13 protein-coding genes and 3 tRNA genes are annotated in these 18,366 nt (G+C 61.4%); 7 read left to right on the plus strand and 9 right to left on the minus strand.

All coding sequences use genetic code 11. The features are described 5' to 3' along the window. The first annotated feature begins 86 nt into the window (after nt 1–86). Nucleotides 87–1,106: a LacI family DNA-binding transcriptional regulator gene (locus ACR9WD_RS02465; RefSeq protein WP_038990245.1), complete on the plus strand. Its 1,020-nt coding sequence runs from the start codon at nt 87–89 to the stop codon at nt 1,104–1,106. Nucleotides 1,107–1,182: 76 nt separating this feature from the next. Here ACR9WD_RS02465 and ACR9WD_RS02470 read toward each other — a convergent pair. From ACR9WD_RS02470 to ACR9WD_RS02480, 3 genes are all read right to left on the minus strand, one after another. After that, nucleotides 1,183–1,256, minus strand: a tRNA-Arg gene (locus ACR9WD_RS02470). 137 nt (nt 1,257–1,393) lie between these two features. Further along, complete coding sequence (locus tag ACR9WD_RS02475) at nt 1,394–1,933, minus strand: GNAT family N-acetyltransferase (protein ID WP_434922645.1); 540 nt, start codon at nt 1,931–1,933, stop codon at nt 1,394–1,396. A 60-nt stretch (nt 1,934–1,993) separates the two neighbouring features. Next, a tRNA-Arg gene (locus ACR9WD_RS02480) sits at nt 1,994–2,067 on the minus strand. Nucleotides 2,068–2,384: 317 nt separating this feature from the next. On the opposite strand from ACR9WD_RS02480, the gene ACR9WD_RS02485 reads away from it, so the two are divergent. The 3 genes from ACR9WD_RS02485 to ACR9WD_RS02495 all read left to right on the plus strand — a co-directional run bounded on the left by ACR9WD_RS02485 (nt 2,385) and on the right by ACR9WD_RS02495 (nt 5,950). Beyond that, entirely contained in the window at nt 2,385–4,217 is a 1,833-nt protein-coding gene (locus ACR9WD_RS02485) for a phosphoenolpyruvate carboxykinase (GTP) (RefSeq protein WP_434922646.1), read from the plus strand. Nucleotides 4,218–4,385: 168 nt separating this feature from the next. Beyond that, a complete protein-coding gene (locus ACR9WD_RS02490) occupies nt 4,386–4,913 on the plus strand; it encodes a PadR family transcriptional regulator (RefSeq protein WP_038993803.1) in 528 nt (175 codons plus the stop codon). Then, a complete protein-coding gene (locus tag ACR9WD_RS02495) occupies nt 4,910–5,950 on the plus strand; it encodes an alpha/beta fold hydrolase (RefSeq protein ID WP_434922647.1) in 1,041 nt (346 codons plus the stop codon). The genes ACR9WD_RS02490 and ACR9WD_RS02495 overlap by 4 nt, the downstream gene beginning before the upstream one ends. Nucleotides 5,951–6,059: 109 nt before the next feature. Here ACR9WD_RS02495 and ACR9WD_RS02500 read toward each other — a convergent pair whose 3' ends face one another. The 4 genes from ACR9WD_RS02500 to ACR9WD_RS02515 all read right to left on the minus strand — a co-directional run bounded on the left by ACR9WD_RS02500 (nt 6,060) and on the right by ACR9WD_RS02515 (nt 9,823). After that, nucleotides 6,060–7,235, minus strand: a complete 1,176-nt coding sequence (locus tag ACR9WD_RS02500; protein ID WP_121866134.1) for a globin domain-containing protein — start codon at nt 7,233–7,235, stop codon at nt 6,060–6,062. 144 nt (nt 7,236–7,379) lie between these two features. After that, entirely contained in the window at nt 7,380–7,838 is a 459-nt protein-coding gene (locus tag ACR9WD_RS02505) for an RrF2 family transcriptional regulator (protein ID WP_038993805.1), read from the minus strand. Nucleotides 7,839–7,915: 77 nt separating this feature from the next. Then, nucleotides 7,916–8,386: a hypothetical protein gene (locus tag ACR9WD_RS02510; protein ID WP_038993806.1), complete on the minus strand. Its 471-nt coding sequence runs from the start codon at nt 8,384–8,386 to the stop codon at nt 7,916–7,918. A 12-nt stretch (nt 8,387–8,398) separates the two neighbouring features. Beyond that, nucleotides 8,399–9,823: a phosphomannomutase/phosphoglucomutase gene (locus ACR9WD_RS02515; protein ID WP_208644127.1), complete on the minus strand. Its 1,425-nt coding sequence runs from the start codon at nt 9,821–9,823 to the stop codon at nt 8,399–8,401. A gap of 176 nt (nt 9,824–9,999) precedes the next feature. Between ACR9WD_RS02515 and ACR9WD_RS02520 the strand changes: the two genes are divergently transcribed. Both ACR9WD_RS02520 and ACR9WD_RS02525 read left to right on the plus strand, forming a co-directional pair. Next, a complete protein-coding gene (locus ACR9WD_RS02520) occupies nt 10,000–12,120 on the plus strand; it encodes a RecQ family ATP-dependent DNA helicase (RefSeq protein ID WP_066144069.1) in 2,121 nt (706 codons plus the stop codon). Nucleotides 12,121–12,150: 30 nt separating this feature from the next. Then, on the plus strand, nt 12,151–13,065 hold the full coding sequence (locus ACR9WD_RS02525) for a hypothetical protein (RefSeq protein ID WP_073707477.1): 915 nt from the start codon (nt 12,151–12,153) through the stop codon (nt 13,063–13,065). Between the two features lie 955 nt (nt 13,066–14,020). On the opposite strand, the gene ACR9WD_RS02530 is transcribed toward ACR9WD_RS02525, so the two are convergent. Next, nucleotides 14,021–14,112, minus strand: a tRNA-Ser gene (locus tag ACR9WD_RS02530). A gap of 63 nt (nt 14,113–14,175) precedes the next feature. Further along, nucleotides 14,176–16,263: a prolyl oligopeptidase family serine peptidase gene (locus tag ACR9WD_RS02535; protein WP_073707519.1), complete on the minus strand. Its 2,088-nt coding sequence runs from the start codon at nt 16,261–16,263 to the stop codon at nt 14,176–14,178. Between the two features lie 56 nt (nt 16,264–16,319). Here ACR9WD_RS02535 and ACR9WD_RS02540 point away from each other — a divergent pair, with 56 nt between their 5' ends. Beyond that, complete coding sequence (locus ACR9WD_RS02540) at nt 16,320–18,335, plus strand: FAD/NAD(P)-binding protein (RefSeq protein ID WP_141359045.1); 2,016 nt, start codon at nt 16,320–16,322, stop codon at nt 18,333–18,335. Nucleotides 18,336–18,366: the final 31 nt, after the last annotated feature.

Here is an 18,366-nt window from a genome sequence, read left to right on the forward strand (position 1 = left end):
CATGGTGGCCCGCAGCCCGCAGCCGGTGCTGCGGGCCACCATCGCGTTTCCACGACGAACTACTGCAAGGCACCTGGGTACAGAACATGAGCATGCACGAAGCGCGCAGTCCGAAGCCGACCCTAGAGTTGGTGGCAGAACGCGCAGGTGTCTCGCGCGCCACGGTTTCCCGCGTGGTCAACGGCTCGGATCGGGTGAAGCCCGCGGCCCGCAAGGCCGTTGAATTGGCGATCCGCGAATTGAATTATGTGCCCAACCGCGCTGCCCGTTCCCTCGCGCAGGGCCGGACCAATTCCGTTGCACTGGTTGTCCCCGAGAACACCGCGAAGTTCTTTGCCGATCCCTACTTCGCCAAGGTGGTCCAGGGCGTGGCCCGGTACCTGGCCGGCACCGAATTCATGCTCACCTTGCTGCTGTCCACCGAAGCGGATCCGGCAAAGACCACCCGCTACCTGCAAGGCGGCAACGTGGATGGCGCACTGGTGCTTTCGCACCACGCAGATGACCGCTCCTATGCTGATCTCGGAAACGTGCTGCCCATGGTCTATGGCGGTCGCACCATGAGCACCGACCAGAAGGACATCTATGTTGTCGATATCGACAACATTGCCGCCGCCAGGCAGGCGACGGAGGTCGTCATTGGCCAGGGCCGCACCAAGCTGGCAACGATTGCCGGGCCGCAGGACATGGGTGCGGGACTGGACCGGCTGGTGGGTTTCAGGCAGGCGGTTGAGGACGCCGGGCTGGAACCTGTAGCTATCGAGATCGGCGACTTCACCCCGGCGAGCGGACGGCGGATCATGCAGCAGCTGCTGGATGCTAATCTCGCGGTCGACGGCCTGTTTGCCGCCAGCGCCCAGATGGGCTTCGGCGCCCTGCAGGCCCTGGCCGAGGCCGGCGTGAAAGTTCCCGAGGACATTTCGGTCACGTCGGTCGATGATGATTCCTTCGCGCGGAGCTCGACCCCGCCGTTGACGACCATTGCGCAGAACCCGGAGCGCCAGGGCGAGATCATGGCGGAGCTGCTGATCAAGCGCATCAACGGGGAACAGGTACCCGAGTGGAGCATCATGGACACGAAATTGGTGCTGCGCGCCTCGCACTAGTCCCTCGCGGTGCCTGCGTTGAATCAGCAGGAATAACAAAAAAATTCCCACTCGAATGAGTGGGAATTTCAACTTGTGCGCCCAAAGGGATTCGAACCCCTGACCTTCTGTTCCGTAGACAGACGCTCTATCCAGCTGAGCTATGGGCGCTTATTCAATTGCTTGCCGTCTTGACGACTTGAATAACTTTACACGAGATTTTCCGGGAGCAATAACCAAAACGGCCAAAAGTGCGGTGTTTCACAAAATAACTAGTCGACTTCGGAATCGACGGAGCTGGAAGCCTGCTAATCGTGCAAGATCGCCTGGTAGAGGTAATGATCCTGCCAGCGTCCGGCGATCTTCAGGTAGTTCGGTGCCATCCCTATGCGGACGAAGCCGTTCTTCTCGAGAACGCGCTGCGACCCGCGATTGTAGGGGAGGGTGCTGGCTTCCAGCCGGTGCAGCCCCAGGTCGTTGAGCGCAGCGGTGCGCAATTTGGCCACGGCCCGGGAAGCCAAGCCGCGGCCGGTGTGCTCATGATCGATCCAGTAGCCCAAACTGGCGCTTTGGAATGCGCCGCGGACCACGCCGCTGATGTTGAAGCGACCGATGAGCTTCTTGTGCTCGAAGAGTCCGAAAGGGAAGGCTAGTCCGCTCCGCCGCGCTTCTGCGGCTGCGGCGAGGCTTGCCGCCTGATGGGCTTCGGTAAAGAACTCGGCGGGACGGGCCGGTTCCCAGGGCTGAAGGTGCTGCCGATTGCGCCGGTAGGCCTCGGCGAGTTGCCGCGCGTCGGCAATTTCCAACGGGCACAGGCTGAGTTGGCCATCCAAGGCGACGTGGTTCATCGGCTCATTCCTTGCGGGAAACAAAAAATTCCCACTCGACCGAGTGGGAATTTCAATTTGTGCGCCCAAAGGGATTCGAACCCCTGACCTTCTGTTCCGTAGACAGACGCTCTATCCAGCTGAGCTATGGGCGCATATTCTTTTGTCCAGCTCGTTCTCACGAACCTCGAATAACTATACAGGTCGATTTCGCGCTGTACAAATCGACGGGCAAAGCTACTGGGCCCAGGTGAACAGAAGGTTATGTGAAGACATTGAAAGGGTACCGGTCTACGTGACCTTAGTCACTTAATGCGGGTGCGCTGGTTAGCCTAACCCCCGGAATTACGGGAATTTCCTCTTTTTGGTCCCCGGGGTTTCACTTTCATGAGGTTTCGATCACACGGCGCGGGCATCGAGCACACCCTAGCCTTGATTTATTGCAAGTTCAGCCCAATGGAGGGAATGGATAATGAGCACGAGCTCGGATCAGAACGTTATCGACGCAGCACCTACTTCGCACGCGAAGTTGGCATCCTGGGTCGAGGAAGTTGCCGCACTGACGAAGCCGGATCGTGTTTATTGGGTTGATGGGTCTGTCGAAGAGAATGATCGCCTGACTGCCGAGCTGGTTGAAGCCGGTACCCTGGTCAAGCTGACCGATCCGAACTTCCCCAACTCCTACGCCGGTTTCTCGGACCCCAAGGACGTGGCCCGAGTCGAAGAGCGCACCTTCATCTGCTCCGAAAAGGAAGAAGATGCGGGCTTCACCAATAACTGGGAAGACCCGACCAAGATGAAGTCCATGCTCAACGGCCTGTTCGATGGCTCGATGCGCGGACGCACCATGTACGTTATCCCGTTCGTCATGGGACCGCTGGACGCAGAAGTACCTGCCTACGGCGTGGAAATCACCGATTCCGCCTACGTTGTCGCCTCGATGCGCATCATGGCCAAGATCGGCAATGACGTGCTGCGCAAGATGGAAGCCGAGAACGCCTTCTTCGTTCCGGCCCTGCACTCGGTCGGCGCACCCCTGGAACCAGGCCAGGAAGATGTTCCATGGCCATGCAACGAAGACAAGTGGATCGTGCACTTCCCTGAAGAGCGCGCCATCATGTCCTACGGTTCGGGCTACGGCGGCAACGCGCTGCTGGGCAAGAAGTGCTACTCGCTGCGCATCGCCTCGGCCATGGCCCGCGATGAAGGCTGGCTCGCAGAGCACATGCTCATCCTGAAGCTGACCAGCCCGCAGAACAAGTCGTACCACATTGCCGCGGCCTTCCCATCGGCCTGCGGCAAGACCAACCTGGCGCTGCTGGATCCAACCATCGAAGGCTGGAAGGCCGAAACCCTGGGCGATGACATCAACTGGATGCGCATCGGCAAGGACGGCGAGCTGCGCGGCGTCAACCCTGAGTACGGCCTGTTCGGCGTGGCTCCAGGCACCGGCTGGTCCACCAACCCGAACGCCATGCGCGCCATCTCCAAGGGCAACAACATCTTCACCAACGTTGCGCTGACCGATGAGGGCGGCGTCTGGTGGGAAGGCATGACCGACGAGGCTCCAGCGCACCTGACCGACTGGCTGGGCAACGACTGGACTCCGGAGTCCGGCTGTCCTGCAGCGCACCCGAACTCGCGCTTCTGCACCCCGATCGACCAGGTCGACATGCTCTCGGACGACTACTACTCGCCAAACGGCGTGAAGATCGACGCGATCCTCTTCGGCGGCCGCCGCAAGACCACCATTCCGCTGGTGACCGAAGCCCGCAGCTGGACCAACGGCATCTTCATGGGTTCGACCCTGTCCTCGGAGACCACCGCGGCCGCTGCCGGCGCAACCGGCGTGATCCGCCGCGACCCAATGGCGATGCTGCCATTCATCGGCTACAACGCAGGCGACTACCTGAACCACTGGGACAAGATCTCGGACAAGCTCAACCCGGAGCAGATGCCGAAGATCTTCCTGGTCAACTGGTTCCGCCGCACCGCTGACGGCGGCTTCGCATGGCCAGGCTTCGGCGACAACTCGCGCGTGCTCAAGTGGGCCATCGAGCGCATCGAAGGCACCGCTGACGCCCGCGAAACCATCATCGGCAACGTCCCGACCGGCGAGTCCCTGGACCTGACCGGCCTGGAAGGCTACACCCCAGCCGACGTCGAAGCGGCCGTTGCTGTGAACAAGGACGAATGGGCCGTGGAAGTCGAAGGCATCGAGGAATGGTACGCCAAGTTCGGCGACGCCCTGCCTGCTTCTCTGCGCGCCGAGCTCGACGGCCTGAAGGCCCGCCTGAGCGCCTAGCAAAACTGGTTCTCCCGCAGATCCGCACTTGGGAACGCCCCGGCCACTGGAATTCCAGTGGCCGGGGTATTTTCATGCGCAGCCAGGGAATTGTCACAATCTGGGTACAGTTTCCACACGCCGGGCCGAAGTGGGTGCAAAATCAACTATGTGTGAAAAGATTGCCCTATGGTTTTGGCACGATTGATTCTCGGGCTGCTGTGCTTGTCGCCCATGACCGGCTACGAGCTCAAGAAGCACTTTGACTCCTCTATCAACCACTTCTGGAACGCGGACAAGGCGCAGATCTACCGCACGTTGGCGCAGCTGGTGGACAAGGGATACGCCACCGTGCGCACCGTCGCGCAGTCGAACTACCCGGACCGCCAGGAGCACCACATCACCGAAGCAGGACGCGAGGCCTTGGCCCAGTGGCTTTCTGCCGGGGCAGTGCAGTCTCCCGAACGCGACCCCTTCATGGGGCAGGTGTTCTTTGCCGCCGAACTCGAGCGCGATGAGATCCAGAATCTGCTGGAGGAACGCCGCCAAGCCACGCAGTACACCCTCGATGACTACCTCTCCCAGCGCGAAGGCATTGACATGCGCGCCGCTGCGGATCGTCGCAGCTTCCTGATGGCTGCCACACTTGACCATGCAATCCGACAACAAGCCGCAGAGCTGGAATGGCTCGACGCGGTATTGGAGTACTTGCCATGACTGCAGCCAAAGACCAGAACAAGACCCCTGCAAGCGATGCATCACGCGATGCCACCGATTATCCGGAAGTGCATCCCGGCCGGCATCACGATGCCCAGCGTTCGATGCAGACGCTGGTGTTCCTCCATGGCGGAAACGTCGGCAACTGGAGCTGGGACCCGCAGGTGCTGGCCTTTGGCGACTACAACATCCTGACCCTCCACCTGCCGGCCTTCGGCGCCCGGTTCGAGGAAACCTGGGAAGGACTGGAATCCGCCGCCGATGACGTTGCGGCCTTGATCGCCGACGAAGTTTCCGAAGGCGGCGTGCACCTGGTGGGCATGTCCCTCGGCGGCGTCATCGCGCTGCACGTGGCGGCACGGCATCCGGAACTGGTTGACTCCGTGATGATCACCGGAACACCGGTGACCGGCGTGGGCCAGGCGGCCAGGGCTTTCCAGCGGATGCAGCTCAAGCTCATCGGCAGCGAGTGGTACTGGCGATTCCAGGCCGGAGCCTACGGCATGGTGGATGACGAGCGGGAGCTGTTCACCGAGCATGGCGTGAAACTGAAGGCCGAGAACCTGCGGGCCATCATGGACGAGATGGATCCCGGGGGACTTCCGGAGAAGCTCGACTCCTACCAAGGTCCGGTGCTGGCCCTGGTCGGAGCCAAGGAGCCGAAGGTGGTGCAGAAATCCTTCGAGGCGCTGCGCGCCAAGCTCCCGCAGGTGATCACGCGCGTGGTCCCTGGCATGCACCACCAATGGAACATCGAGAACCCGATCCTGTTCAACTCGGTGCTGCGCAAGTGGATCTCAGAGGAAGGGCTGCACCAGATCCTGGTGGACCCGCAGGCCGCGAAACCGGCACGCGGCGCCAAGGCTGCGCCAGCCGAGCAGCCTTCCGAAGCTCCGGAATCCGAAGACCGCGATGCCGATCTGCCGGCACCGCCAGTCCAGGAGGCGGAGGCGAAGAAGCCTGGAAAGCTCGGCGGCAAAATCGATCCGCGGAAGCTGGATCCGAAGAAGCTCGACTTCAAGAAGAAGGCCCCGTAGCAGGGCGATCACCCGGAATCTGCCGCGGATACCGGAAAATAGCGGCAAAAAAGTGCTGCAGGTGGATCCCCCATGATTCCACCTGCAGCGCAGTTGCAAGACCTGGATGCTAGGCAGCCAGCCATACATCCGGGCCGAAGACCTCATAGTGGATCCGCTCGGCTGGGATGCCGGCTTCCAGCGCCTGGCTGCGCACCGCATGCATGAATGGCAGCGGGCCGCACAGGTACACCTCGGCGTCCTCGGCCAGTGCATCGGTCAGATCCATGTAGCCGGCCTTGGCGTTCAGCTCTTCCGGCAGTTCGCCGCGTTCGAACCAAGTGCCCAGGGTGGCCTGGGGCAGCTTGGCGATGGAATCGAGCATCTGCTCGCGCAATGGCCAGGCGCCCACTTCCTGGTCTGCATGCAGCACGGTGACCTTGCGGTTGGAGCCGCGTGCGGCCAGTGTCTGCAGCGCGGCGGCGCTCGGGGTGCAGCCGATGCCAGCGGTAGCGATCACCAGCGGCGCGCCCTCCTCATCGATGACCAGATCGCCATACGGATTCGACAGCTCGAGCACGTCGCCGAGCTTCAGGTCGTTGTGGATGACCGGGGAGAATTCGCCGTTCACATCCAGCTTGACGGTGATGGTGCGGCGGTTGGTCTGCTCGATATCGCCGCTCAGGGTGTACTGGCGAACCTGGCGGATGCCGTCGGCCATCGGCATGCGGACCGAAACGAACTGCCCTGGCTTGGCGACCGTTGCCGGGGTGTCGTCAGCTGGTTCGAAGCTGAAGCTGACCGAATCGACACCGGTTTCGGTGCGTTCGACAAGCTTCCACGGGGTGTAGATCTCGGCGTTGGCCTGCTGCGCGTACAAGCCCTTCTCGATCTTGATCAGCGCATGGGCCATCAGCCAGTACACCTCGGTCCAGGCCTCGGCGATCTCCGGGGTCAGTGCATCGCCCAGATCTTCGGCGATGGCATCGAAGAGGTGCTTGTAGACGATCGGGTACTGCTCCTCGACGACACCGAGGGAGGTGTGCTTGTGGGCCACGCGGGCGAGCATGGTTTCCGGGGTGACGCCCGGGTGCTTGACCAGGTAGGTTGCGAAGACCGCGATGGATCCTGCCAAGGCCTGCTGCTGGGTGCCGTTCTTCTGGTTCGAGCGGGAGAAGATTCCGTCGAGCAGTTCAGGGTGGGCGGCGAACAGGCGGTTGTAGAAGTTCGGGGTAATGCTGGAAATGCGCTCTGCGATGATCGGCAGCGTGGCTTCAATGACCGGGAAGGACTTGGTGGACAGCATCGGGTCTCCTTGGGCGTAGGTGATTACTTGTATCTGAAATACAAGATTTATGATTCATTTCTACGCTCAGTAGAAAAGGATTGCAAATCAATTGGCCGGTTTCGCAACAGAAGTGACCGGTATCACTTCATGGGTGAAGTGGAACTAGGAAATGCTGCGCACCGTAGGGAAGGGGAGCAGCGTGATGGGCTCCGCTGCTGACGTCGGGCAGATATCCCTGATAGTCAGCGGATCCAGCGAGGCGTAGAAGGCTTCGCGTGCCTGGCGGAAGACCGCCCGCAGGCGGCAGTTGCCCGAGAGTGGGCAGTTGGATTGCGCGTCATGATCGGTGCAGTCCACGATATCGGTGCGCTTGTCCAATTTGCGCAGCAGCCCGCCGAGGGAAAAATCCAGCGCTTCGCTGCTCAAGGCGGCGCCGCCGTTGCGGCCGCGGGTGACCTGCAGGATGCCCAGCGTGCGCAGTTCCAGGACTGCCTTGGCAACGTGGTTGTAAGGAACCCCGACCGAATCGGCGATCTCGCGGCTGGTCAGTTGCCCAGTGCCGGGAGTTGCCAGGACCATCACGGTCCGCAGGCACACGTCGGTGAAGGCACTGAGTTTCATGCTTCCCACTCTACGCGGGAAAAGCGCTTCGGGGTCGGCATAGTGACTATGCCGACCCCGAACGCACCCGATGCGGGCTAGAGCGCGTTGGCCCAGATGGCTTCCGCCGACTCCGCCGCCGGCTCATCGAAGTGCCATTCTCCGCCTGGCTCGGCAGGCATGGTGTACGGCTGCACGATGGCCAGCGCGGCACCGATGCGGTGCTCGGCAACAATGTGGATGGCGTCCTGGTCATTGTCCTGGAGCAGCACGTCGGAGGCGACGGCGATGGCCTGGAAGTGGGTGCCCTGCTGGTTCAGCACCTGCATCAGGTCGGCAACCATGGCTTCGGTGTCGATGTCGGCTTCCGGATCCTCGGGATCGTCCGTTGGCGGAACCGCAATCAGGCGCAGCTCCGGCTCATCTTCGCCTTCCTGCGGTTCCAGCGCGATGGCGAAAGGCAGGAACACGCCCTGCTCCTCGAGCTGTTCGCGGGCTACGCCCAGGGCGGTGCCCAAGACCTTGTTCAGCGCGTCCTTGACGCCTTCATCCAGTTCTTCGAGGTTCATGTCTTCCCTTTGCTAGTTGGCGACGGTGTTCTCACGCACGATAGCCAGCACGGCATCGCGAATGGGCTCAATGATCTGCGCGGTGCGGCCCTCGCCGTTGAAACGCAGGTACGGTTCGGTGTTCGACGGGCGCAGATTGATCCACCAGCTGCCGTCGGCCGCCGAAATGGTCGTGCCGTCCATGGTCGTCACGTCCACGGGCTGGTCCTGGAAGTGGGACACCACGCGGGCGGTGGCTCCGGCCTTGTCCTCCACCTCGGAATTGATTTCACCGGTGGCAACGTACGGCTCGTATTCGGCGCCCAGCTCGGAGAGCGGCAGGTCTTGCCCGCCCAGGGCGGCCAGCACATGCATGGCGGCGAGCATCCCGGTATCGGCATTGTAGAAGTCGCGGAAGTAGTAGTGGGCCGAATGCTCGCCGCCGAAGACCGCGCTCTGGGCGGCCATCTCGGCCTTGATGAAGGAGTGGCCCACGCGGGTCATCACCGGGGTGCCGCCGGCCTTGGCGACGAATTCCGGCACAGCCTTGGAGGTGATCAAGTTGTGGATGATCACCGGGGATTGTTCGCCGGCGGCCTGCACTCGCGCGATTTCGCGCACCGCAACCAGTGCGGTGATGGCCGAGGGGGACAGCGGCAGGCCGCGCTCGTCGATCACGAAGCAGCGGTCGGCATCGCCGTCGAATGCCAGGCCGAGGTCGGCGCCGTGCTCCAGCACCGCTGCCTGCAGGTCCTTGAGGTTCTCCGGTTCCAGCGGGTTGGCGGGGTGGTTGGGGAACGTGCCGTCCAGCTCGAAGTACAGCGGGATGATCTCCAGCGGCAACTCGGCCAGCACCGTGCCCCCGAGGACTGCAGGGGTGGTCATGCCGCCCATGCCATTGCCGGCGTCCACCACGATCTTCAACGGGCGAATGGCCGACAAGTCCACTAATTCCCGCAGGTAGGCTGCGTAGTCGGCCAGCACATCGCGTTCGCTGATGCTGCCCTGCGGGGCATCGCCGGAGACCGGCAGGCCCTCGTCCAGGTACTGCTGGGCCAGATCGCGAATGTCGAAAAGGCCGGTTGCCGAGGAAATCGGGCGGGCGCCGGCCTTGGACATCTTGATGCCGTTGTACTGGGCGGGATTGTGGCTTGCGGTGAAGACGACACCGGCGGCATTGAACTTGCCCGAGGCGAAATACAGCTCATCGGTGGAAATCAATCCGAGCATGACCACGTTGGCACCGCGGTAGGTGGCGCCGCGGGCGAAGGCCTGGGCGAATTCCGCGGAGGACGGACGCATATCGCCGCCAACCAGCACGTCCTTGCCGGACAGCGACAGCACGTCGACAAAGGCGGCGCCAATAGCTTCAATTGCTTCGGCATCCAGGGTCTCGCCGACCACGCCACGCACGTCGTAGGCCTTAAAGCTCTGATTCAGGTCAATCTGTTCACTCACGCCTTTCAGCCTACCGGCTAGGCCGATTCAAATCATTGAGATGCAGGCGAATGCGGGTGGGAAATGCCTAACATTTCTGCTGATGGATCCTGGCCGCACCTCCGCCGGGCAGAGCCTATCCACAAACAGCGGGCGCCGCGAGCCAAATCGTAGGCGGGAACTGAAATACTGGAGGCATGGATGGCTCAACGCAAGTGGATCTGAAAACGCTGGCACTGCAGAAACTGCGCGCCCTGGTGCAAAACCCGGACGCGCAGTTCCACGACGGACAGTACGAAGCGATCAGCGCGCTGGTGGCCCAGCGGCGCCGTGCACTCGTCGTCCAGCGCACCGGCTGGGGCAAATCCGCGGTGTACTTCATCGCTTCCCTGCTGCTGCGCGAACAGGGCTATGGGCCAACACTGATCGTTTCGCCGCTGCTGGCCCTGATGCGCGACCAGGTCGCGGCCGCGGAGCGTGCGGGCGTCCGCGCCGCGGCCATCAACTCGGCCAACGTGCTCGAATGGCGCGAGATTCTCGAAAAGCTGCAGCGCAATGAGCTCGATGTGCTGCTGGTATCCCCGGAGCGCTTGAACAATCCATCCTTCCGCGAGCAGCAGTTGCCGATGCTGATGCAGCGCCTGGGCCTGCTGGTGATCGACGAAGCGCATTGCATTTCCGACTGGGGCCACGATTTCCGTCCCGACTACCGCCGCATCCGGGATCTGATTGCCCGGTTGCCCCAGGGCCTGCCGGTGCTGGCGACTACCGCCACCGCGAACAGCCGAGTCGTCCAGGATGTGGCCGAACAGCTGGCCGGAGGCACCGAAGAGGTCTTCACGCTGCGCGGCACCCTGGCCCGCGACTCGCTGCGCCTGGGTGTCCTGCGCCTGGCCTCGCCGCGGATGCAGCTGGCCTGGCTGCTCAGCCACATCGAGGACTTCAAGGGCTCGGGGATCATCTACACCCTGACGGTTTCTGGCGCAGAGGATATTGCCCGACTGCTCAAGGACGCCGGGCACGAAGTTGCCGCGTACACCGGACGCACCGATCTGGAAGAACGCGAACGACTTGAGCAGGCGTTGAAGAACAATGAAGTGAAAGCGCTGATCGCCACCAGCGCCTTGGGCATGGGCTTCGACAAGCCGGACCTCGGCTTCGTGCTGCACGTCGGTGCGCCCAGCTCGCCGGTGGCCTACTACCAGCAGGTGGGCCGTGCCGGACGTGGAAGCGTCAACGCGGATGTGCTGCTGCTGCCCGGACCCGACGACTCGGAAATCTGGGAATACTTCGCCACCAGCTCCATGCCGGACCAAGAGCGTGCCACCCAGGTGCTCGAGGCCCTGGCCAAGGCCGACGGGGCGATGAGTGTCCCGGCGTTGGAAAGCGCGGTGAACCTTCGGCGCTCGCCGCTTGAGCTGCTGCTGAAGGTCCTGGCGGTGGACGGCGCAGTGGAGCGCGTGGCTGGCGGCTGGATGCGCACGGACATGCCGTGGACCTATGATGCCGATCGCTACAAGCGGGTGGCGCAGAGCCGGGTCCATGAGCAGAACCTCATGGTCAGCTATGAGAACACGCGTGGCTGCCGCATGCAGTTCCTGACCGATGCGTTGGATGACCCGCAGTCCGCGCCGTGCGGCCGGTGCGACAACTGCGCCGGCGTGTGGTTCGACGACCATATTCCCGACGACTCCAAGGACAGTGCGCAGGCGGCCTTGGGCCGGGTGGGTGTGCCTATCGAGCCGCGCAAGCTGTACCCCTCCGGACTGGATCGGCTGGGCTACGCGCTCAAAGGCAAGATCCCTGTTGACGAGCAGGTGGCCATGGGCCGTGCGCTGGCCCGGTTGACCGACCTCGGCTGGGGCAACCGCTTGCGCCAGATCTTCGCCGACCCTGCCGACAACCCGATCGACAAGGCGATGTTCGAGGCCTGCATCAAGGTGCTGGCCGAATGGAACTGGGAGGAACGCCCGGTGGGTGTGGTGGCCATGCCATCGAATAAGCGCCCCCAGCTGATCACCTCGCTGGCCCAAGGCCTGGCCGAAGTAGGTCGGCTGCGCTATCTGGGCCAGCTCGAATATCGCGGTCCCGGACCGCAGAACGGTCCCGGAGGAAACTCGGCTTTCCGTGTTGCCGCGGTAGCTGATGCGTTCGAACTTCCAACCCAGCTTGAACAGCTCATTGCCAATGCTCCAGGGCCGGTGCTGCTCGTTGACGACCTGGTCGATTCGCGGTGGTCTATCGCGATGGCTGGACGGGCCTTGAGGATCGCCGGCGCTCCGGGTGTCATGCCTTTCACTTTGGGCGTAGCTGGGTAATCGCACAGTTAAACAAAGTAGTCTGGAAGCATGGAATTTCTCATCTGGCTCGTTGTCCTCATTGCAGTGATTGCCCTGGGCTACTTCGGTCTGCAAGCGCTTCGCAAGAAGAACACTGCGCAAATCGCGCAGGCGATTTCCCGTGAGGCGGCACAGGCCGCGAACGCGAGACTAGATGATGCTTCCCGCAATTCGGTGTACCGCAATTTGGCCAAGGGCGACATCATGGGCGCGGTCAAGGACTTCCGCGAGGCTACCGGCGACTCGGTCAAGAATTGCGTGATCGCAGTCCGCAGCCTCGACAAGTACCCGCAGACTGCCCCTGCCAAGGAAATACCGAACGATGATACCGAGCTCAAGGCCCTGGGCGAGAAGCTCGAAGCCCAAGTTGAGCGCGAAGATCGAGAAGCGGCGGCAACTGCCGCTGCCGAGTCAGCGCCAGCATCGGCCGATGATCCCTGGGTTGTTCCCCAGGAATGGAGCGAGCAGTTCAGTTCCCTCCAGGAACCCAGTGCCACGCATTTCAAGATGGCATTTGAGCTTGATGGCGAGAGTCGCGAGTTTTCCAGCGAGCAGCTGCCGCCCAATGAATACGACCAGCTGTTCTCGATGCTGCGGGATTCCAACTTTGAAGCAGCGGCAAAGATTCTCCACGGCTATACGGACCTGCCGGTCGAGGATTTGGAACGCATGATCTCCACATCCCCAATGTCTGGCGCGAACGCCAACGGGAATGTCGCAGACTTCCGTTTTGAAGGCCAGGGACCGGATGGCCCTGTGCATTTTGATGCTGCCGAGCTTCCGGAAGCTGAACGCGAAGCGCTCTTCGATGCCATCGCAGATACCGATCTGGAACGGATGTCGGAAATTATCGTCCGCCATACGTCGTTGCCGGAAGATATCGTGCAGAACATGCTGCGGACTTTCGTGAAGCGCGAGGATTAGCAGCGGCAATCCAGTGACGTTGGATGGTCAGCCATTTGCGCCCCCGACTGGACCGGCAACTGGCCGAAGTCGACGCGGTGTGCTCGCCCGTTCGCGTTTTCTGCTCGCAAGCTATTGGCACTGCAGGTCAGTGCGACGGCGAAAAAGAACGTCACCGCAATCAGGCCGGCGCTTCGGGTGATTGCTTCTAGTGCCCTAGGATGCCCAACGTGTACTTGTGCCCGGGTGGCGCATGGACGTGCCTAAGGCGCGCCAAACGACTGTTAGCGATTCCCAGGGCATGTTTGCCGAAACGGACCACTTTACGAAATGCTGGTCAACTTTCAATGCGCCAGTCGGGAATTTTCTTCGTTAAGCAGGCAACCCGCCAGTTTTGGGGGAGACTGACGGGCTTCACCATTTCGAGGTCGCGTTTGGGGGCTGCGAACTCGATGCCTGACTGGTGATTCTTTGATTGGCATAAGCCAATGGCAACTGTAATACCAGAAGAGCAAAATTAGAAGTGGAACGAAGAAATTAAATACTTTTCCCAGTTTGAAAAATTGCTAGGCGTTAAAGGTTTAACGACGTATCCTAGGCTTAGGTTTCACGCTGGGCAATCGTTTTTGGGGAATCGAAAGTCCTTGAAGAAACAGAATGGGGATTCTGTTTCTTGGCGCAAAACTCGCACCTGGCCCCCGCTGATGCATCATCAGCGGGGGCTGGACTAATTTAAACAGCAAATCTTGTGGCCAATATAGGCTTCCGCATGGCATTTAGTTGATGTCGAATGACGGTGAATTGAACTGCACCGGTTGTTCTCCATCTGGCCCTGCATTGGGTGTGGCCAAGCGGTGTTGAGTATTTCTCGCGGTTCGCTACGAAAACAGCATGGAGAAGTATTCCGACTGTTTTGACCCACGGGTCTTATCCTTGACCTGGAAACGAAAAAACCCCTAGTTGACTAGGGGTTTTTTGGCGGACACGGGGGGATTTGAACCCCCGGTCGAGTTTTAGCCCGACCCTTCATTAGCAGTGAAGTCCATTCGGCCGCTCTGGCACGTGTCCATCCGCTGTTTCCAGCAGAATCTAGCCTACCTGAAGATGGGTGCGTGTTCCAAAACGAGAGAGCTAACGCACCTGTCGCCACAGGAATTCGTAGCTGGTCGCCAGCATTTTCGCGGTGGACTCGTTGTCCGTTGAGCCGGCATGGCCGCCGTCCTGCGGCTCGTGGTACCTGACGTTGCCAATGCCCAGATCCATCATCTTCGCTGCCATGATGCGTGCCTGCGATGGACCTACACGGTCATCGGACGTCGTGGTCCAAATCAATGAGGCCGGATAGTCATCGACTCGATGAGGCTGATCGGTGAGCCGATGGACGGGGGAGAAGGTCCGCAGGAAGTCCCAGTCCCCGGGAACCTCCGGATCGCCATACTCGGCAATCCAGGAGTGGCCGGCCGCCAACTGGGTATAGCGCTGCATGTCCAAAAGCGGAACGCCGCAGGAGATTGCGCCGAACAAGTGCGGGTAGCCGGCGATCATGTTGCCCATGAGCAATCCGCCATTGGACCGGCCGGTGGCAGCCAAATGCGCTCGGGAGGTTACCCCGCGGGCCACAAGGTCTTGGGCGATGGCGGCGAAGTCCTCATAGGCGCGATGGCGCTTTTCACGAAGCGCCGCACGATGCCAAGCTGGGCCGTACTCGCCACCACCACGGATGTTCGTCATGACGTATACCGGCTTGCGGCCGTCATCGGTGCGGCGCGATAGCCACCCGGTGCCCATCGCCGCTGCGTAGCCGGGCGTCATGCTGTGCTGGAAACCGCCGTAGCCATCCATCAGTACCGGGTTCTTCCCGTCGTGCACCAGATCAGCTGCCGCGACCTGGAAATAGGGAACCCTGGTTCCGTCCGCGGATGTCGCGAAGTGCTGGGTGACTTCAAAACCGTCGGCATCGAAACGATCCGGTGATTTCTTCACAACTTCTGCCTGGGCGCCGACAGTGCCGCGCAACAGGGTCGTCGGGGTGATGAAGCCGGTGATGGTCATCCAATAGTCATCGCCGTGCGCCGGATCTTCATCGTCAACAGCTCCCACCGAGACGCTGAGCATTGGATCCTCCAACGGCATGTTGGACTGGCTGAACTGGTCTGCCAGATCGATGATGCGCACCTGCGAAGCCACGTCGTGCAAGACGGTGAGCAACAGGTAATTGGCGGTGAAGCTCAGTGACTCCAGAGCCGTGTGCGCATCCGGGGTGAATAGGACCTTCTCGATGCTGCCGGACTCTAGGAATGCGTCCAACCGGGCGATGGCCAATGAACCGGCAGCGATCTGCTGGCCTTGGTGTTCCCATTGGGTTTGCGGGGCAAAAAGGACCCACTGCCGGTGGAGGCTCACCTGCACATCGGTTGGTACATCGATCCGATGGTGTTCCCCATCGATGAAGACCCCGGCAGTGGAATTGTAGAAGTCGATGGCGTCGGTGGTGACGATTCGTTCGAATCCGGGAGTCGAGTCGTAGTAGCCGAATGCTGCGACATGTTCCTTGTCGACTTCGAAGAGAATTGGGGCTTGTTCAATTTCCATGCCGCGGCTGAGCCGCCGCAAGGTGTTCGCGTAGGTTGAACGGGTGGTGTATTGCTCGCTGCTTGCGGAACCGACCAGCAAGGTATCGCGGTCAATCCACGAGGCCTGGGTCTTCGCAACAGGAAGGTCGAATCCGTCGGGAACAAAGCTCTTGGACGTCAGATCGAATTCGCGAATGCGTACTTGGTCGCCGCCGTCAGGGCTCAAACGAAGCAGCGCACGCTCATACGTATCACCGGAGGCGGGCCGCAGCAGTGCTGAACCAGCGAAATGCCATTCGTGGCCTTCCTGCCGCGCATGCAGGTCAAGATCCAGCAGGACTTCCCACTGCGGGTTGTCGCTGAGGTAGGAATCCCAAGTGGTGCGGCGCCACAGCCCAAGGCGATGGGCCGAGTCGCGCCAGAAGTTGTAGTAGTGCTCGCCGCGCTTGGTCACCATCGGAATGCGGTCCTGGGCATCGAGAACCGTCTTGATCCGCTGCGCATTTGCGTGGAACGTGCCGTCGTAGAGTTCAGACTCTGTGCGCTGGGTCTGGTTCCGCACCCATTCGAGTGCCGTTTCGTCGTGGATTCCTTCAAGCCAGGAATATGGATCGGTGCTTGCAACCTCAGAAACATGCTCAGTCATGGCCATAGTCTATGCGCCTGGCCCATGACGTGGTCCAAAGGTAATAACCTAGAGAAGTGAACAGCGAGAAAGCAGCACCAAAGAACGAGTTCAGCCTGGTCCTGGTTGGGGCAGGCCCGCGCGGCACCAGCGTGGTTGAACGACTCGCCAATTTGGCGTTGAACCTCCCGGAACAAGGCACCGTCCTGAAAGTGACGGTTTTCGACCCATTCACTCCGGGTTCGGGCCACGTGTGGAACCCGAAGCAGTCCCAGAATTTCCTGATGAACACCCCGTCGTCATTTCCGACGGTTGCCCCCGAACGGGAAGGCGCTGAACCGGGGCTGAGCTTTCGCCAGTTCGTGGAGCTTCGCGGCGACGGACGAAAACTCACCGACGAGCACGCCAAGCTGATCGAGCGGATTGAACCCGGGACCTATCCCTCACGCGCAATCTACGGCGAGTACCTTGAGCATGTCTATGACCGCAGCGCCTCCATTCTCGCCGCCCACGAGAATTTCAGCATCCAGCATGTTGCCGCAGAAGTGATCGCTGTCCGCCCCGTAGGCAACGCCTACCAGGTCGATTTCAGCAGTGCCCAGGACAGTGCTGAAACCCGTCAGCTCGACGCCGACGCCGTGGTGCTGGCCCTGGGCCACCAGCCGGCTGAGCTGAACCCGTGGCAGAAGCAGCTCGAGGAAGCAGCCGCGCAGGCAGGGGCGACCTACATGCCGCCGAACGTCCCTGCAGACCTCGACTATTCCCGCTTCAAGGAAGGCCAGCCGGCATTGATCCGCGGGTTGGGGTTGAATTTCTTCGACGGCATGGCCGAGCTGACAGCGGGCCGTGGCGGAATCTTCCGCGAGTCCAGCACCGAGCCGGGGCACCGCCTTGAATACATTGCCTCAGGTCGGGAGCCGGCACTGATCGTGGCTTCGCGGCGAGGAACCCCGTACTGGGGCAAACCAGTGGTGGACCAGTTCATTCCAGATGAAATCGAGCTTCGCTACTTCGACGCGCCGGAACTGATTGGACGCCTCGCCGAAGCCCGCGCCACCAATCCTGCCGCGTCCTTGGTGTTCTCACGCCATATTTGGCCGAAACTGCATCGCGACATCCTGTTCGCCTACTACAGCAGCTGTGCCCGCGTGCATGGCGCCCCTGATGGCTTAGGCGAGCGCGAGTTCGTTGAGCGGCTCGAAGCGATTCTCTCTGCCGAGCATCATGAAGGAAGCCAGGTGTGGCTTGGCGAACTGCGCAAATTCATCGAGCAGTTCCCGCAGCTGCAGTGGCTCGACGTTCCAAAGCTGGCCAAGCCATTCGAGGAAGTCGGATTCAACTCCGATGAGCAGTACCAGCAGAGCGTACGCGACTACCTCGTCGACAATGCCCGGCACAGCACCGGTGGACTTGACGACCCGTTGTCCTGCGCGATCATGACGATGAATGCCGGGCGCATGCTGATCAAGGAATTGATCGCTTCGGGCGTGATCGACGAGCAGTCGCGCATCGAGGAAATCCAGGCGCACTTCGAGCCATTGGTCGAAGGGTTGTCATCCGGTCCACCGCTGGAACGCATTGAGCAGCTGCTGGCGCTGTCGCGTGCGGGAATCGTCTCCTTCGTCGGCCCGGATCCGGAGTTCGGCTTCGATGAGGTGTCGGAGCGGTTCACGGCATCCTCGCCGTGGGTCGATGCGGAGGTGCACACCGCGAAGACCATGTGCGAGGCGATGATGCCGAGCAACCGCGTCTTGCAGAATAGCTCTGCGCTGATCAAGCAGCTGTTGGGTGATCATGTGGCGCGCGTGCACAGGTGGAAGAATGCGGAAGGCGAAAGCCTGCCCGGATCTGGTTTCGACGTGGTTGGCGAGCCATACCGTCTGGTCAACAGCGAGGGACTGGCTCACCGTGGGCTGTTTGTGCTGGGATTGCAATTGTCATCTGCGCAGTGGGGAACGGCAATTGCCGCCCAAGCTGGCGACCTGCGCAGGCCTGCGGCCCGGACCTTGCACGACGCGGCCAACGTGGTGAACGAAGTGGCGCGTCTAGCGGGGCTGAACGGCAACGGAGGGTTGAGCGCAGAACAGGATTAAGGAGTTTGGCGGGCTGATCCGAAGATCAGCC

Source organism: Glutamicibacter sp. PAEs-4 (genome assembly GCF_051161755.1).
GTDB lineage: Bacteria > Actinomycetota > Actinomycetes > Actinomycetales > Micrococcaceae > Glutamicibacter > Glutamicibacter nicotianae.

What these genes read in the sequence shown, in the direction of transcription:
- ACR9WD_RS02465 (WP_038990245.1), top strand. Translation starts at nt 87, where the DNA reads ATGAGCATGCACGAAGCGCGCAGTCCGAAGCCGACCCTAGAGTTGGTG.
- ACR9WD_RS02475 (WP_434922645.1), bottom strand. Translation starts at nt 1,933, where the DNA reads ATGAACCACGTCGCCTTGGATGGCCAACTCAGCCTGTGCCCGTTGGAA.
- ACR9WD_RS02485 (WP_434922646.1), top strand. Translation starts at nt 2,385, where the DNA reads ATGAGCACGAGCTCGGATCAGAACGTTATCGACGCAGCACCTACTTCG.
- ACR9WD_RS02490 (WP_038993803.1), top strand. Translation starts at nt 4,386, where the DNA reads ATGGTTTTGGCACGATTGATTCTCGGGCTGCTGTGCTTGTCGCCCATG.
- ACR9WD_RS02495 (WP_434922647.1), top strand. Translation starts at nt 4,910, where the DNA reads ATGACTGCAGCCAAAGACCAGAACAAGACCCCTGCAAGCGATGCATCA.
- ACR9WD_RS02500 (WP_121866134.1), bottom strand. Translation starts at nt 7,235, where the DNA reads ATGCTGTCCACCAAGTCCTTCCCGGTCATTGAAGCCACGCTGCCGATC.
- ACR9WD_RS02505 (WP_038993805.1), bottom strand. Translation starts at nt 7,838, where the DNA reads ATGAAACTCAGTGCCTTCACCGACGTGTGCCTGCGGACCGTGATGGTC.
- ACR9WD_RS02510 (WP_038993806.1), bottom strand. Translation starts at nt 8,386, where the DNA reads ATGAACCTCGAAGAACTGGATGAAGGCGTCAAGGACGCGCTGAACAAG.
- ACR9WD_RS02520 (WP_066144069.1), top strand. Translation starts at nt 10,000, where the DNA reads ATGGATGGCTCAACGCAAGTGGATCTGAAAACGCTGGCACTGCAGAAA.
- ACR9WD_RS02525 (WP_073707477.1), top strand. Translation starts at nt 12,151, where the DNA reads ATGGAATTTCTCATCTGGCTCGTTGTCCTCATTGCAGTGATTGCCCTG.
- ACR9WD_RS02535 (WP_073707519.1), bottom strand. Translation starts at nt 16,263, where the DNA reads ATGACTGAGCATGTTTCTGAGGTTGCAAGCACCGATCCATATTCCTGG.